The organism is Streptomyces sp. NBC_00271 (assembly GCF_036178845.1).
Taxonomy (GTDB): Bacteria; Actinomycetota; Actinomycetes; order Streptomycetales; family Streptomycetaceae; genus Streptomyces.
This window is the reverse complement of the sequence record NZ_CP108070.1, coordinates 8,706,666-8,722,102: the sequence shown is the minus strand read 5'-3', so window position 1 is coordinate 8,722,102 and position 15,437 is coordinate 8,706,666. Positions and strand designations below refer to the sequence as shown.

The 15,437-nt window shown below is 68.6% G+C and carries 11 protein-coding genes and 1 pseudogene; 10 read left to right on the top strand and 2 right to left on the bottom strand.

Annotated features, from left to right (window positions below; translation table 11 throughout):
• The first annotated feature begins 17 nt into the window (after positions 1 to 17).
• The 4 genes and pseudogenes from OG798_RS39455 to OG798_RS39440 all read left to right on the top strand — a co-directional run.
• On the top strand, positions 18 to 980 hold the full coding sequence (locus tag OG798_RS39455; RefSeq protein WP_095851968.1) for a carbohydrate ABC transporter permease: 963 nt from the start codon (positions 18 to 20) through the stop codon (positions 978 to 980).
• Positions 977 to 1,858 carry a carbohydrate ABC transporter permease gene (locus OG798_RS39450; protein WP_179436401.1) on the top strand — a complete coding sequence of 294 codons (882 nt, stop codon included), beginning with the start codon at positions 977 to 979 and terminating at the stop codon, positions 1,856 to 1,858. The genes OG798_RS39455 and OG798_RS39450 overlap by 4 nt, the downstream gene beginning before the upstream one ends.
• Positions 1,859 to 1,900: 42 nt before the next feature.
• Complete coding sequence (locus OG798_RS39445; protein ID WP_328758555.1) at positions 1,901 to 4,768, top strand: glycoside hydrolase family 2 TIM barrel-domain containing protein; 2,868 nt, start codon at positions 1,901 to 1,903, stop codon at positions 4,766 to 4,768.
• Positions 4,761 to 5,078, top strand: a pseudogene (locus OG798_RS39440) (MFS transporter); the annotation flags it as partial. The gene OG798_RS39445 and the pseudogene OG798_RS39440, both read left to right, overlap by 8 nt.
• 91 nt (positions 5,079 to 5,169) lie before the next feature.
• Here the strand turns inward: OG798_RS39440 and OG798_RS39430 are convergent.
• The gene (locus OG798_RS39430; protein WP_443054214.1) at positions 5,170 to 6,477 is read right to left on the bottom strand and encodes an MFS transporter; all 1,308 of its coding nucleotides are present in this window, start codon (positions 6,475 to 6,477) and stop codon (positions 5,170 to 5,172) included.
• Positions 6,478 to 6,577: 100 nt separating this feature from the next.
• Here OG798_RS39430 and OG798_RS39425 point away from each other — a divergent pair, with 100 nt between their 5' ends.
• The gene (locus OG798_RS39425) at positions 6,578 to 7,330 is read left to right on the top strand and encodes a class I SAM-dependent DNA methyltransferase (RefSeq protein ID WP_328758554.1); all 753 of its coding nucleotides are present in this window, start codon (positions 6,578 to 6,580) and stop codon (positions 7,328 to 7,330) included.
• A 175-nt stretch (positions 7,331 to 7,505) separates the two neighbouring features.
• Entirely contained in the window at positions 7,506 to 8,900 is a 1,395-nt protein-coding gene (locus OG798_RS39420) for a vanadium-dependent haloperoxidase (protein WP_328758553.1), read from the top strand.
• A gap of 46 nt (positions 8,901 to 8,946) precedes the next feature.
• Here OG798_RS39420 and OG798_RS39415 read toward each other — a convergent pair whose 3' ends face one another.
• The gene (locus OG798_RS39415; protein ID WP_328758552.1) at positions 8,947 to 10,188 is read right to left on the bottom strand and encodes a hypothetical protein; all 1,242 of its coding nucleotides are present in this window, start codon (positions 10,186 to 10,188) and stop codon (positions 8,947 to 8,949) included.
• Between the two features lie 331 nt (positions 10,189 to 10,519).
• Between OG798_RS39415 and OG798_RS39410 the strand changes: the two genes are divergently transcribed.
• The 4 genes from OG798_RS39410 (at position 10,520) to OG798_RS39395 (ending at position 14,214) form a co-directional block, all read left to right on the top strand.
• A complete protein-coding gene (locus OG798_RS39410; RefSeq protein WP_328758551.1) occupies positions 10,520 to 11,500 on the top strand; it encodes a threonine ammonia-lyase in 981 nt (326 codons plus the stop codon).
• A gap of 219 nt (positions 11,501 to 11,719) precedes the next feature.
• Positions 11,720 to 12,217: a hypothetical protein gene (locus OG798_RS39405; RefSeq protein WP_328758550.1), complete on the top strand. Its 498-nt coding sequence runs from the start codon at positions 11,720 to 11,722 to the stop codon at positions 12,215 to 12,217.
• A 219-nt stretch (positions 12,218 to 12,436) separates the two neighbouring features.
• A complete protein-coding gene (locus tag OG798_RS39400) occupies positions 12,437 to 12,808 on the top strand; it encodes a VOC family protein (protein ID WP_095851979.1) in 372 nt (123 codons plus the stop codon).
• 911 nt (positions 12,809 to 13,719) lie between these two features.
• On the top strand, positions 13,720 to 14,214 hold the full coding sequence (locus tag OG798_RS39395; protein WP_267063102.1) for a cupin domain-containing protein: 495 nt from the start codon (positions 13,720 to 13,722) through the stop codon (positions 14,212 to 14,214).
• The last annotated feature ends 1,223 nt before the right edge of the window (positions 14,215 to 15,437 follow it).

Genomic DNA, 15,437 nt, shown 5'->3' with positions numbered 1-15,437 from the left:
GACGGACGGGTTTCGACATGTCGACCACCACCACGCGCGGTGTCGCGCGCCCCGCCCCGGCCAAGGCCTCACCGGCCAGGCCGCGGCGGGGGCTGCGGGGCAGCAGCACCTTCAACTTCTGGCTCTTCACGAGCCCCTTCCTCATCGGCCTGACGATCTTCGTCTACGTGCCGATCGGCTGGAGCCTCTGGCTGAGCTTCTTCGAGGCGCGCTTCACGGTGACGCCGAGCAAGTTCGTCGGTTTCGACAACTACTGGCAGATGCTGCAGGACAGCAAGTTCACCGGTTCGCTCGTCACCTTCACCGTGTTCGCCGCCTTCATCGTGCCCGCCACCTGGGCGCTGTCACTGGGTCTCGCCCTGCTGGTGAACCGGCTGCGCTTCATGAAGGCGTTCTTCCGGTCCGTCTTCTTCCTGCCGACCGCGTGCAGTTATGTCGCCGCCGCGCTGATCTGGAAGATGTCGATGTTCAGCGGGGTCCGCTTCGGCCTGATGAACACGATCCTCGGCTGGTTCGGCGTCGAGAACATCGCCTGGCTCGCCAACCCCGATCCGCCCTGGTACTGGCTGGTCATCGTGACGCTGCGGCTGTGGCTGCAGGCCGGTTTCTACATGATCCTGTTCCTCGCGGCGCTGCAGAACATCCCGCCCGAGCTGTACGAGGCCGCCGCCATCGACGGCGCCAAGCCCGGCTGGCAGACCTTCCGTCACATCACCCTGCCACAGCTGCGGGCCACCTCGACCGCGGTGATCCTGCTGTTGGTCATCGCCGCCTACCAGGCCTTCGACGAGTTCTACAACCTGCTGGCGAAGACGACCTGGGGCCGGCCGCCGCTCGTCGAGCTGTACTACACCGCGCTCGGCGAGAGCCAGGACTACGGCGAAGGCAGCGCGGGCGCGGTGATCCTCACCTTGCTGATCCTCATCGTGACACTGGTGCAGGGCAAGTTCCTCGGCTTCGGAAGGGGTGACGACAAGTGACCGCCACCGTGCCTCCGGTCGCTCCGGTCGACAAGCCGCGCCGCGTCAAGCGCGGCAGCGTCATCGGCAACACCGGCCTGTACGTCTCCATCGGCGTCGCCGCCCTGCTCTTCCTGGTCCCCTTCTATCTGATCGTCCGCAACGCGCTGTCGACGGACCCCGAAATCACCGGAGAGAACTGGAAGTTCTTCCCCACGAACCCCCAGTGGAGCAACTTCACCGAGCTGTTCCACGACACGACGGTCGACTTCGGCCGTTCCCTGTTCAACTCCGCGGTCGTGGCCGTCCTGATCACGGTGGGGACCCTGCTGGTCTGCTCGCTCGCCGGCTACGGCCTGGCCCGTATCCCGTACAAGCACGCCAACAGGATCTTCTACATGGTCCTGGGGACCCTGATGGTGCCGCCCGCCGTCACCTTCGTGCCGAGCTTCGTACTGGTCTCCTCGCTGGGCTGGGTGGACAGTTACCGGGGTCTCGTCATTCCGGTGCTCTTCAGTGGTTTCGCCTGCTTCCTCTTCCGGCAGTACTTCCTGGGGTTCCCCAAGGAGTTGGAGGAGGCGGCGCGCGTGGACGGGCTCGGCTACTGGGGCGCGTACTGGCGCATCGTCGTACCGAACTCCCTGAACTTCTTCGCCGCGATCGCGACCATCACCTTCATCAGCGGCTGGAACGCCTTCCTGTGGCCGCTGGTCATCGGCCAGGACCCGAGCGCCTGGACGGTGCAGATCGCGCTCTCCTCGTACATGACCAACCAGGTCGTCAACTTCCATCTGATCTTCATGGCGACCGCCATTTCCATCCTGCCCCTGGTGTTCGTGTTCCTCTTCCTCCAGCGCTGGCTGGTGCAGGGGGTCGCGCAGACGGGCATCAAGGGCTGATCGACAGGCTCAACGGGCCCCAAGGGACGATCTAGGAGACCGATGTCTTTCCGCACGACTTCCGCCATTGACTACGTCGAGGACGTCTCGCCGGGCAGCGGGGCGCTCCCACCACGCGCCCGGTACGCGTCCTCGGACGCGCGGTCCTTGTCACTGAACGGCAGTTGGCGCTTCCGTCTGTCCCCCACCGCCGACGCCGAGGACGACTCGTTCGCGGCGGAGGGGTTCGATGCCGGGGACTGGGCCGAGGTGTCCGTCCCCGGCCACTGGGTCCTCCAGGGGCACGGCTCACCGATCTACACCAACCACCTCTACCCGTTCCCGGTCGACCCCCCGCGCGTGCCGACCGGGAACCCGACCGGCGATCATCTGCACACCTTCGACCTGCCGTCCGACTGGCCCTCGGACGGCGGGGCGGTGCTGCGCTTCGACGGGGTCGAGTCCTGTGCCCGGGTCTGGCTGAACGGCACCGACATCGGGGAGTTCAAGGGGTCGCGGCTGCCGCACGAGTTCGCGGTCGGCCAACTGCTCAAGCCGGGCGGCAATGTGCTGGCGGTCCGTGTCCACCAGTGGTCGGCGGGCTCGTATCTGGAGGACCAGGACCAGTGGTGGCTGCCGGGCATCTTCCGGGACGTCACGCTTCTGCACCGCCCGGCGGGCGGCGTCCTCGACTTCTTCGTGCACGCCTCCTACGACCACGTCGAAGGCCTCGGGACCCTGCGCGTCGACTCCGACGTCGACGGCCGGGTCACCGTGCCCGCCCTCGACATCGATGTCGCGACCGGCGAGTCGGTCACCGTCCCCGTGCGGCCGTGGACGGCCGAGACACCCCAGCTGTACGACGGTGTGCTCGCGACCGAGGGCGAGCGCGTCGCGCTGCGCGTCGGCTTCCGCACGGTCGCCCTGGAGGACGGCCTGATCAAGGTCAACGGCACGCCCCTTCTCTTCAAGGGCGTCAACCGGCACGAATGGCACCCGGAGCGGGGCCGCGCCCTGGACCTGGAGACCATGCGCGAGGACGTGCTGCTCATGAAGCGGCACAACATCAACGCGGTGCGCACCTCGCACTATCCGCCGCACCCGGCCTTCCTCGACCTGTGCGACGAGTACGGCCTGTGGGTCGTCGACGAGTGCGACCTCGAGACGCACGGCTTCACCGAGCAGGCCTGGCGCGACAACCCCGTCGACGACGACCGCTGGACCCCGGCCCTGCTCGACCGGGCGGCCCGCATGGTCGAGCGCGACAAGAACCACCCCTCCGTCGTCGTCTGGTCCCTCGGCAACGAGGCCGGCACCGGGCGCGGGCTGACCGCCATGGCCGAGTGGATCCGCGGCCGGGACGGCTCGCGGCTCATCCACTACGAGGGTGACATCGACTGCCGTGACACGGACGTCTATTCACGGATGTACGCCGACCACGCCGAGGTCGAGAGGATAGGCCGCGGTCTGGACGGCGGCACCCACAGGCGCCGCGGACTCCCCTTCATCCTCTGCGAGTACGGGCACGCCATGGGCAACGGTCCCGGCGGGATCGCGGACTACCAGCACCTGTTCGAGTCGTACGACCGCATCCAGGGCGGCTTCATCTGGGAGTGGATCGACCACGGCATCAAGGACGAGCGGTACGGGTTCGCGTACGGCGGCGACTTCGGCGAGGAGCTGCACGACGGGAACTTCGTCTGCGACGGGCTGCTCTTCCCCGACCGGACCCCGTCCCCGGGGCTGATCGAGTACAAGAAGGTGATCGAGCCGGTCCGGATCGTCGGCGACGGGGCCGACGGGACCGTGCGCGTCACCAACGGCTACGACTTCGCGGATCTCTCCGCGCTGGCGTTCGAGTGGTCATACCAGGTCGACGGCGAGACCGTCGAGGCGGGCGTCCTGCCGGTGCCGGAGCTCGCCCCGGGCGAATCCGCGGACGTGAAGCTGCCGGATCCGCCGGCCGACCCACAGGGCGGGGAGACCCAGTGGACGGTACGGGCGACGCTCGCGGCCGACACCGCGTGGGGACCGAAGGACCACCTGGTGGCCTGGGCGCAGTTCCCGCTCTCGTCACGGCCCTTGACCGCCGTGGCGCAGAGCGACGGTCCGGTCCTCGGCGAGGGGCAGATCACCCTGGGTCCGGCGGCCTTCGACGCCCGTACGGGTGCGCTGCGGTCGATCGGCGGGGTCGATGTCAGGGGGCTGCGTCTGGACGTGTGGCGCGCGCCGACCGACAACGACAACGGGGCGGCCTGGCAGCCGGATCAGCGCTACGGCCCGCTCTGGCGGGAGCTCGGCCTGCACCGGATGCAACACCGGCTGGAGTCGGTGGAGTTGGGCGACGACGCGCTGACCGTACGGACCCGGGTGGCGCCCGCCGCCCGCGAGGTGGCCCTGCGCACGGTCTACCGGTGGACGTCCGACGGAACGCGGCTGCGGCTGACCGTGTCCGTGGCGCCCGAGGGCGACTGGAGGCTGCCACTGCCCCGGCTCGGGATCCGCCTGGGGCTCGCAGGCTCGGTGGACGGCGCGAGGTGGTTCGGCGGCGGCCCCGGCGAGGCCTACCCGGACACCAAGTCGGCCTCCATGGTGGGGCGTTGGGAGTCGACCATCGACGGGCTCCAGACGCCGTACGTCCGTCCGCAGGAGAACGGCGCTCGGGCCGACGTCCGCTGGGTGGAGATCGGCGGGCTGCGGGTCGAGGGCGAGCCGGAGTTCTGGTTCACCGCGCGCCGCTGGACCTCGGAGCAGCTCGACGCGGCCGAGCATCCGACCGACCTGAAGGCCGGTGACACGGTCTGGGTCAATCTCGACCACGGGCAACAGGGCATCGGCTCGCAGTCGTGCGGTCCCGGCGCACTTCCGCAATACCAACTGCGGCCCGCACCCGCCGAATTCACGTTCCACTTCTCGGAGATCCATGGCTGACACCCTCACGAGGACCGCGGCCGGTCGGCAGCTTTTCAGCCGACCGGCCGCGGTCGCGTCATGTATCGGATTCGTCCTCATCGGCATGCTGCAAGCGCTCTACGGCCCGGCGGTCCCGGGCCTGCGCGCGCAGTACGGCCTCTCCCCCTCGGCGGCGGGCCTCGGTCTGAGCCTGCACTTCACCGGTGGCGTCGCGGGCGTCCTCGCCTTCAACGCGATCCACTCCCGGATCTCCAACAGGGCGCTGCTGGCGGCGAGTTACGCGCTGATGGCGACGGGCGGCGCGGGCTTCGCGCTCGCCGCCGGCTGGACCGGAACGCGGCCCGGATCTCGTACCTCGTCGTCTGTGTGCTGGGCGGGATGCTCCTGGAGGCGGCCCTGTTCACGGCGGTGGCCTGCGCCTATCCGGCCCCGTCCGTACGGGGCCTGCGCACCGGGGTGAGCAGGGCCAGGACGGCGACGAGCACGCAGCAGGCGCCCGCGATCGCGCCCGCCACGGACGTGCCGTGGCGCCCCGCGGCCCAGGTGAGGACGGCCGCGCCGGCCGGGGCCGCCGAGTAGTGCAACGTCCAGAACGCGGAGGTGACCCGACCGAGCAGATGCTCCGGAGTCACCTCCTGCCGCAGCGACATGGAGCACGTGCCCGCCACGCTCCCGAAGCCCAGGAAGACCGCGGTCAGGGCGGCGACGGCCGGCACGCTGCGGGCCCAGCCCAGACCCGCCAGCGCGCATCCGCACACCGCCACCGAACCGATCCAGGTCGGGCCGAAGCCCAGGCGTCGGCGCACCCGGGCCACCAGGAGCGCCCCGGCGATCGTGCCGAGCGCACCGACCGCGAACACGGTGCCGACGGCGGCGTCGTCGCGGCCGAGATCGTGCTTGAGGTGGTAGATCAACAAGTCGTTCAGTCCGAGTGTCAGGAAACTGAAGAAGGACAGCAGAACGGTCAGCACGCGCAGTACCGGATGCCGGACCAGGAAGGACACCCCGGCGAGCAGATCCGTCCACAGCCGCCGGACCGCTCCCGCTCCGGCCACGGGTCCCGGGGCGGGGCGTGTGCTGCCCTTGAACCGTACGAAGCCGACGCAGGCGGCCGACACACCGAAGCTCGCCGCGTCCACGCCGACGGCGGCGGCCGGCCCGAGCCACGCCGCCACCAGCCCCGCGCACACCGGACCGGCCACCCCGGCCGCCGCCGCGGTCGCGTTCAGCCTGCCGTTGGCCTCCGTGATCCGCTCGACGCCGACGAGGTTGCGGACGACGGTGACGTAGGCGACGGAGAACAGCATGCCGACGGCCTCGCACAGCGGCAGGACCACATAGAGCAGCCAGATCCGCGGTCCGAAGACCCAGACCAGCGGAATCACCGAGTACAGCGCCATACGGACCAGGTCGCAGGTCACGAGCAGTTTCCTGCGGTCCACCCGGTCGACGACGACCCCGGCGAAGACCCCGGCCACGACCGAGGCCGCCCCGCCGACGGCCGTCAACAGGCCCATCTGCGCGACGGATCCGGTCGCGTGCAGCACGAGCAGCGGCAGGGCGATCAGGGCGAAGGAGTCCCCGAGGACCGAAAGGGTCTGCGCGACCCAGAAGACGCCGAAGTCACTGTCCCGCCGCAGCGGTTGTGGGAGTTCTTCGTCAACAGCGGCTTCCGTGGCCCGCTCCGAAGGCTTGGGCTCTTTCCCGCGCCGTGCCCTGTACGCCACCGTGTCGGCCCCCGTCACCCGATCCAGTCGTCGACCAGCCTAGGGCCTGTCCGGCTGATCATGTGACTACTAGGCTGCGACGAAGGAACACTTAACCGACGTGCCCGGGAGCCTCGCCCAGCCCGCAGATCCGGCCCGGGCGAATGACTACGACAGCTTCGCCGAGGCGTACGCGGCGGAAACCGAGAACAACCTCGTGAACGCGTACTACGCGCGGCCCGCGATGTTGGCCCTCGCCGGAGACGTGGCCGGCCGCCGGATCCTGGACGCCGGTTGCGGCTCGGGCCCCCTGTCCGCCGCACTGCGCGACCGCGGTGCCGTCGTCACCGGTATCGACGCCAGCGCCGGGATGCTGGCGTTGGCAAGGCGGCGGCTCGGTGACGACGTAGCCCTGCACGTGGTCGACCTCAGCGACCGCCTGCCGTTCGACGACGATGCGTTCGACGACGTGGTCGCGTCGCTGGTGCTGCACTACCTGGAGGACTGGGGGCCGACGCTGGCCGAGTTGCGGCGGGTGCTCAGGCCCGGCGGCCGGCTGACCGCGTCGGTGGACCACCCTTTCGTGGCCTACACGTTCCAGGAGCCTCGGCCCGACTACTCTGCGACCACCAGCTATACCTTCGACTGGACGCTCAACGGGCAGTCCGTCCCGATGAGGTTCTGGCGCAAGCCGCTGCACGCGATGACCGATGCCTTCACCACCGCCGGTTTCCGCCTGGCCGTCATCAGCGAGCCGCAGCCCGACCCGGCCGCCCGTGAGCTGTTCCCCGACGACTTCCATGACCTTTCCACCGAACCCTGCTTCCTGTTCTTCGTCGTCGAGGCACCGCCGTCGGCCACCGGCTCCCGATGAAACTCCGGGCCAAGGTCACCAGGGGCGGGTGCAAGGTCCGTCCGGCGGTGATCTCCTCGTAGCGGGCGGTGCGGCGTTCGAGGGCGCCCTAGGCCTGTCCGGTTCGCGGCGAGTTGTCTTGCTCCCGCCGTGGGCCGTTGCTAAGCCTTGGGCACTCGACTCCATGGAGGACGCTGTGCATCAAGAGCCCCCTCTTCCCGTTCCTCCGCGTTCACGTGTCCGGGGATTCATCTGCGCCCTCGCGGCCACCTCCCTCGTGACGCTCACCGCCGCGACAAGTCCCCCCGACGCGCACACCCGGACCGCGGCGGCCCCGGCAGCCGTGGTCCGCGAGTGGAACGCCATCGCCACCGACACGATCAAGACCAGCCTCGGCCCACGCCCCTCCGGGCAGGTGGCGATCTGGGAGGGGTTCGTCTCCGTCGCCGTGTACAACGCCGTGGTGGGGATCGAAGGCGGCTACGCCCTGTACAAATGGCACGAACGCGGCCCTGCCAAGGCATCCTCCGCGGCGGCCGCCGCCACTGCGGCCCACGACGTGCTGCTCGCCTACTTCCCTGCCTTCAAGGAGCAGCTCGACACCGCCTACGCGGGCTCGCTCGCCGCTCTTCCGGCCGGTCAGGCCAGAGACCGGGGCGTCGACTACGGAAAGCGCGCCGCCGCCCGCATCATCGAACTCCGGGAAGGGGACGGAAGGTTCGCAAACGTTCCCTTCACCGCTTCCCCGGCACCAGGGGTCTGGCGGCCCACCCCGCCCGCGTTCCAGCCCTTCATCGACACCTGGCTCGCCAGGCTCCGCCCCCTCCTGCTCGCCTCCCCGCAGCAGTTCCGCCCCGGCGGACCACCTGCCATCTCCTCGGCCCGCTACGCCGAGGATGTCCAGGAGGTGAAGGCCATGGGCGCGAAGACCGGCTCGGGCAGGACCGCGCAGCAGACCGAGACCGCCCTCTTCTTCAGCGGCAACCTGGTCGAACAGGTCCAGACGGCCGTACGAGACCACGCCGCCCGGCACCGGCTCGGCATCGCCGAGACGGCCCGGCTGTTCGCCGCGGTGAACGCGTCGGCGACCGATGCCGTGGTCACGGCATGGGACGCCAAGTTCCATTACGGCTCCTGGCGGCCGATCACCGCCATCCGTCTCGCCGACACCGACGGCAACCCCGCCACGACGGCAGACCCGGCCTGGGAGCCGCTGCTCCTCACCCCACCACACCCGGACTACATCGCCGGCCATACGACCGTCGCCGCTGCCGTGGCACGCGCCCTGACCGGCGTCCTCGGCACCTCGCGCATCGACCTCCACGTCCCCTCCGAGGCCACCGGCACCACGCGGTTCTACGAGTCCGCCGACGGCCTCAACCGGGACGTCGTCGACGCCCGTGTGTGGGGCGGCGTCCACTCCCGCACGGCGGACGTAGCCGGCTGCCGGGTCGGCACCCACGTGGCCGCCTGGGCGCTGGACCACTACTTCCAGCCGGTCGCCAAGGACGGCACCCAGCCGTCCCCGCCGACACGAACGGCTCGGCAGGACAAGCCCGCCGAGCCCAAGTGCGGCGACGGCACCAACTGAACCACAGAACCGGGACTCGTCAGCCTGGTACGGCGAAGGCCTCGACCTAGTCGTCGTATGCCTCGCCGTACCGTTGGGCGGCGATGAGGAACAGGCAACGGTCGGTCAACGCCTGACGCAGCGGTACCTGGTCCTGCCCCGTACCGGCGAGACGGCGCGTGAGTGCCACCTGTTCGTCGAAGAGGGGACGGAGCGGTCCGTGGAAGCCGCAGGCGTGCCGATTCCGATCCAGGGTGGCGCGGATGGTCAGTCTGCGGTGCAGGAGGACCAGGTCGGGCAGGCGTCCGCCCTGGTCGGCCGCTGCCGCTCTGCCCAGGTCGGCCACCTGCTTCTCCAGGCGGGGCAGGTCGTCGAAGTAGGTCCGCTGGACGTCGGGTGACCAGTGGCCGACGTCCGTGCCGAACGCCGGCGCCGGCGCGCCCGAGCATGCAGCGGGCTCCGCCGACCGGCCCGACCAGGCGAACAAGGTGCACCACCACGACACGATGTTGCTCCAGGTCTTGCGTTCCCCGGTCTCCGCCAGCTCGGCCAGCAGGGCGAGGGCTTCCTCCCGCGCCCGGACGGCCTCGGCGTGCCGCCCGGCGGCTTCCAGCATCCCGGCCTGATGGGCCAGTCGCCATGTCAGTTCCGCCAACGGGATGCGGTCCATCTCCAACCTGGCGCGGCCGTCGTGCACGCCGTCCGTGAACACGCCCAGGGCTTCGTCGTGGCGCCCGGCGGCCTGCAGTTCCGCGGCCCACTGCATCAGGAACCAGAAGGAGACGCCGTCCGCATCTCCGGCGCTCTGCGCTCGCACCACCCGCCCGCAGATCTCCGCGGCCTCCCCGTGCCGGCCCTCCTCGGCGAGGGCCACGATCAAGGGCAGCTGTCCGGACGCCGGGCTCGCCACCTGACCGTGCTCGAAACCCCACCGCCCCGCTTCGGCCATCTCCTCGCACACGGCGAAACCTTCGGCCCGTCGGCCGACGTCGTACAGCTCGCGCCGGTAGCCGTCCAGTGTGTCGAGCAGCAGCTCGGTCCTCTTCGGGTGGCCGGCGTCGATCCTCCGTGCCGTGGCCACCGCCTCGGCGCGCAGGGCAAGCCGCGCCTCCGGCAGGTCCCGGAGCCGGGCGGCGTAGCCCTGTTGGTGGAGTGCCCGGGACAGTTTCGGGAGGTAGGGCGCCGGACTTACGTCGGACAGCACTCGGTACGCCTCGATCTGCTGGTGGAGAGGCAGCCGCCCCGATCCGAGCAGCATCGTCCGTGCCCTCAGCACCGCGTCCTGATCGACTTCAGCGGGTTCGTCCATACGGCGATTCTGAGAGCGCCGGAAACCCCGGACAAGGCGGTTGGGCTGTGCCGTCCGTCCTAGGAGGACCGGCCTCCCAGCTGTCATGATGGGGATGGTCGAGCCCGGGAGGTAGCGGCAGCCGCCTTCAACTTCCGCCGCCGGAAGGGCAGATCGGGGTACGAATGCCGAAGCACACTTCGAGGGCGTTCAGTTGACCCATTCGCTTCCTCTTCGCTTCCTCGATGACGTCGTAGCGGATCTCCACGCCCCGGGGTACAACACGAGCACGCCCTAGGATTCTTGACAGCTCGTCATGGAACCAGCGCCGGTGGCGCTACGCTGCTGTGTCGTGCAGGAGACGCGTCTCGACACTGCTCGGATCCGGGCGGCTCGCCGGGTGATCGACCCGGTGTTTCTCGACACTCCGCTGTACCGCTGCGAGGCGCTGGAGCCCGGCCTCGGGTGCACGGTGAGCATCAAGCTCGAAACGGCGAACCCGGTCCGCAGCTTCAAGGCCCGCGGCACCGAGGTGGTCGCGAGCCTGCTCGCCGACAAGGGCCCGCGAGCCGTGGTGTGCGCGAGCGCCGGCAACCTTGGCCAAGCCCTCGCGTGGTCCGGTCGCGGCCGGGGGCTCGACGTCACCGTCGTGGCGTCCCGCTTTGCGACCCGGGCCAAGCTGGATCGCATCCGCGCGCTGGACGCCGGGTTGGAGCTGGTGGACGGCGACCACGAGATGGCTCGCGAGCGGGCGGCGGCCATCGCACGCCACGACGGCATCCGGCTGGTCGAAGACAGCCTGGACATCGAGACCTGCGAGGGCGCGGCGACCATCGGCCTGGAACTGGTGGACACCGCGCCGTCGTTCGACACCGTCCTGATTGCTCTCGGCGGTGGGGCGCTGGCCACCGGCGTGGGTCATGTGGTGAAGACATTGGCACCCGAAGTCGAGGTGATCTGCGTCCAGCCGCTGGGCGCACCGGCGATGACACACTCGTGGCGCGGGCGGCGTGTCGTCACCACCGACTCGACCGACACCATCGCTGACGGCGTCGCCGGCCGACGTCCCATCCCGGCCGTCCTGGACGACCTCCTCCTGGTCGCCGACGACGCCGTCCTGGTCCAGGAGGCGTCGATCATCGCCGGTATGCGGATGCTCCTCGACCACGCCGGCCTCGTCGTCGAACCTTCGGCCGCGCTCGGCATCGCGGCGATCCTCGATGACCGCAACCGCTTCGCCGGCCGCCACGTCGTCACCATCGTGTGCGGCAGCAACGTCGACGTGGACGCCTACCATGGCTGGGTCGGCGCGGCCCCCATTCTCGGTTCCTGACAATTGCTCAGGTCAGCGCGTGAACCAGCCGCGAGCGATCGCAGTTTCCCAAGCTGAGGGCTCAGAGGCGGAGCAGCTAAGCAGTTCTCGGTCTGATGGTCCGTGAGTGCTCAGTCGGCAGGTTCCGGGTGAGAAGGTCGCCGCGTTACTCCGTTCCGATGTCAGTGCCGCCTGCTCTACTTCGGCACAGGACAGGACCGGTGAACGACGGAGACCGACATGGGCGTGCTGTACGACTACTTCCACGCGACCGACCGCACCACAGCGGTGAACCAGGCCATCGGCCCTGACGGCGACTGGCTCCGCGGGACGTCACTGGAGGAGATGGGCACAGACTGGATCGACGCCAAGGGCCTGGACCCGAACGTCGTACTGGCCCAACTGGTCGCCTACGCCGAGGGCGTCTCCTTCACGGATCAGCAGGATGCGCCGGAACTGATCTGGCCCGAACCGCCGTACCCCCAGAGTGAGCCCACCGATCCCGACTCCCCCTGGAACACAGGCCTGATCCTCGAACAACTTCCCGATCGCTGGCGGGACATCCTCGCCACCCTCCCTGATGACGCAGTCCCGATGGTGGCGGCTCAGTGGTACGAGATCAAGGAGGTCAATTTCGCCGACTACCTCCATGCCAAGGATGCGGTTGCCACGTTCATGGCCCTCGCCTGCCGCGCGCGGATGGCGTGCGCCCACCTTTACTGCCGATGCAGCCTATGAAGCCCCGTTGCGGACGGTGCTGACGTAATCGATGCCCTCCGATACGGTCCTTGGGGGCTTCGTAGCGGCCGGTATGGCCGTCGCTGACTGATCCGGCCAGAGCCTACGGATCAGAAGGTTGCAGATTCGAATCCTGCTGAGTGCACACCAGACCAGAGGCCCCGTTGGACGGCAACCGCCTCTGTTCTGTCCATGAGCTCAAAGGGAACACTGTTCGGCATGCCTGTCTCGCTGCATCACATCGTCATCGACGCCCACGACCTGCCCGGCCTGGCCCGGTTCTGGGCTGAGGTGCTGGGCTGGCAGATCCTGTCCGAGCGAGAGCGAGAGGTCGTGATCGGGCCGGACGAGACGGCCCCGGTGGGAATCTGCTTCATGCCGGTGACAGACCGCAAGGTCGTCAAGAACCGCCTGCACCTCGATCTGACCTCCACGGCGGAGGACCGGGAAGCCGAGATCGAGCGAATCCTTGCCCTCGGCGCTCGCAGAGCGGACGTCGGGCAGAGCGGCGACGAGTCGTGGACCGTGCTGGCCGATCCGGAGGGGAACGAGTTCTGCGTAGTCCGTCCGAAGGAGACCCTCATCGGATAGTCCCGGGAGTCGATCAGACGGCTACCGGGACACCAGCTGCACCATCGTCATCGTCCGGGTCGTTGCCGTCACCCCTCAGGGAATCTCCGACGTGATCGAATGCGGAGCGCTGTGAATCGAGTCGCACGAAGGTGTAGATGTCCATGGTCACGCGGATCCGGTATGTGCTCGGTCATCGCTCCCTGCTTGCCGCCGTGCCGTCGTTCCGTGCCGCACTTGCTCGAACCGCCGGGACTTGCCCACGGCATCCGCGCCTCTCCCAGGTCGATCGGCTACCGCACTGCGTGTCGAGTCTCAGGTGATGCTTGACAGTCCTGATGGAAGCTCACCCGTACCCACGCATGTCACTGTGCAACGTCTGCGGTTCACCCCCGCTGCACGTGGGCCAGGCCAGGCTGCTGCAGCGCCACAGTTGGGAGTTGACGGCAGCTCTGACGGCAACGACGGCACACAGTCGCGCATGATTGCTAACCCGAGCGATCGGAGTAGGAGGCCGTCGGCGGGCCTCACGGCGTGCTGCCCGATCCTACGGATCAGAAGGTGCACGACGTAGATAGTCGCGTGCCACAGCCGTGCCAGATACAGGGGTCAGCCACGGTCGACCAGGGTGGCTCCAGGTCGCATCCGGGCCCGCTAGCTCGCCCAAAGAAGCCGCAGGTCACCCCCAAGACGCCCCCGCCTCTCTCCTAAAGCGGTGGCGCGAGGGGCCCTCTCTGCACCTGTCGACGAAACGCCAGGTCAGAGCGTTTCCCTTGACGGTGTGATCGGCTCACCGAACTTGCGTACTCCAGGCAAAACACTCCACGGCCGGTGACCGCTGACCGTCCCCCGAATGGCATGTCCCGGATGCTGTGCACAGGATGGAGAGGTAGGCGCGGCCTCTAGCTCTGACCTCCGGAGCGCCTGAGGGGATGGTTTGCGTGTCGTACCCGAAGCAGGTGTATTTCGGCGATGGAGGCGAGATCAACGCGCACTTCCTGCCGGCCGACACCGCGCCGAATGTCGGCGAACCTGGAGACGGCATGGCCATCCGCTACCTCGCGACGGCCGACGTCACGCGCGGTGAGTTCGGCCTCTACCGGGTCATGCTGGGGGCGAAGGCGGATGGCCCCAAGACGCACTTCCACCGGACCATCTCGGAGTCCTTCTTCATCCTCAATGGAACCGTCCGCCTCTTCAATGGCGAGAAGTGGGTCGACGCGCGGGAGGGCGACTTCTTGCACGTTCCGCAGGGCGGGCTGCACGCCTTCCGCAACGACTCCGACACCCTGGCCGAGATGCTGCTGCTCTTCACTCCGGGCGCACCGCGTGAGGAGTTCTTCGAGAAGATGTCGGAGATGGGCAACGCCACCGACGCGGAGCGCGCCGAGTTCTTCGACAGGCACGACCAGTATTTCGTCGACTGACCGCTCCCAGCCGCTCCCGCGGCGTCGGGCCCCATGCACGCAGCGGCACAGGACCGGCGCCCGCACGCTCAGGCGGTCATACCGGCGAGTTTCGACGGCAGTTCAACAGACCCCGGCACCCGACGCGTCACCCGCACCATCGCCCGGCAGACCTCAGTGAACGTCGCGCCCATAGTTCGCATCGAGGGGCAGGGAGTTCGTAGGACCTCGAGAGCCGGCCAGAGCGTGGGTGACTGGCCGCTAGGGTGCGGAGTGGGGTGATCCAGTGCGCGGAAATCTGCCGGTTCGCAGTGACCGTTGCGGCCGAGCTGGTGAGTGTGTGGTTTTCGAGAACGGTGACCCCAACAGGGTTGTCTCGGAATCCCAGGTGCTCGATACGTCTGGCACCCCGTTGGAGTGTGGACACCAGCGTTACGACCGGCGAATCCCCGGACCATTCTTGCGGCGGGGAGTGAAGCCCGATGATTCTCCTGACATCAGTGCCTGACACCAACAAGGGCGAACGGCCGTGGTCGACGCTGAACGTCAGCGGACAGCCAGTCGAGGCGCCGGGTGGGCGGACCGACACCGACAGCACCCCGTCATCGACCTGACAAGGATGAGGCCAGGTTGTAAAACCCCTGCCCGGAGGGACGTCGTCCTGTCGATGGACGGCGTCCCTCCGGCTTGACTCGGCCATGGAGACTCCGCCGACCGCGCTGTAATCTCAGCGCCCCAGATCACCCGCTTCGAAATGCGAGTCTGCCGTGTCTGTGCGTAAGACCTTCACCGACCTGTTCAAGCGCACGACGAAGACTGCTGAGGGCGCGTCATTCGCAGTAGAGCAGCTCTGCAAGTGCTCTCCCGCGTGGCCTGGTCTGGAGACGACAGCGAACGGCTACGTGCTCCCCGCCGAGGCGTCCAGCCACTACAGCGTTCTGACCAACCCCGACATAGGTCCGTTTGTCGCACGCTGCACCGACTGTCAGGCCCGGTACCCCCACCCGTGGGTGATCCCGCAAGGCGCCCCCATGCCCTTCGATTGGGCCCAGGAGTGAGAAGCGACGCGTGCCCCTCGCGTGCTCGATCGCCCGGGAACTCGCGGGGAATCGCAGTGCTCTGCGGTACTCGGACATGAACAAGCCCCCGACCTAAATCCCAGGTCAGGGGCTGTTCACCTGCGCGGTGGGTGTGGAATTTGAACCCTCGGCGACTCGCGCCACGAAGATTTTCAAGACCACGCG

What these genes read in the sequence shown, in the direction of transcription:
- OG798_RS39400 (WP_095851979.1), top strand. Translation starts at nt 12,437, where the DNA reads ATGCCTGTCTCGCTGCATCACATCGTCATCGACGCCCACGACCTGCCC.
- OG798_RS39445 (WP_328758555.1), top strand. Translation starts at nt 1,901, where the DNA reads ATGTCTTTCCGCACGACTTCCGCCATTGACTACGTCGAGGACGTCTCG.
- OG798_RS39395 (WP_267063102.1), top strand. Translation starts at nt 13,720, where the DNA reads ATGGTTTGCGTGTCGTACCCGAAGCAGGTGTATTTCGGCGATGGAGGC.
- OG798_RS39455 (WP_095851968.1), top strand. Translation starts at nt 18, where the DNA reads ATGTCGACCACCACCACGCGCGGTGTCGCGCGCCCCGCCCCGGCCAAG.
- OG798_RS39405 (WP_328758550.1), top strand. Translation starts at nt 11,720, where the DNA reads ATGGGCGTGCTGTACGACTACTTCCACGCGACCGACCGCACCACAGCG.
- OG798_RS39415 (WP_328758552.1), bottom strand. Translation starts at nt 10,188, where the DNA reads ATGGACGAACCCGCTGAAGTCGATCAGGACGCGGTGCTGAGGGCACGG.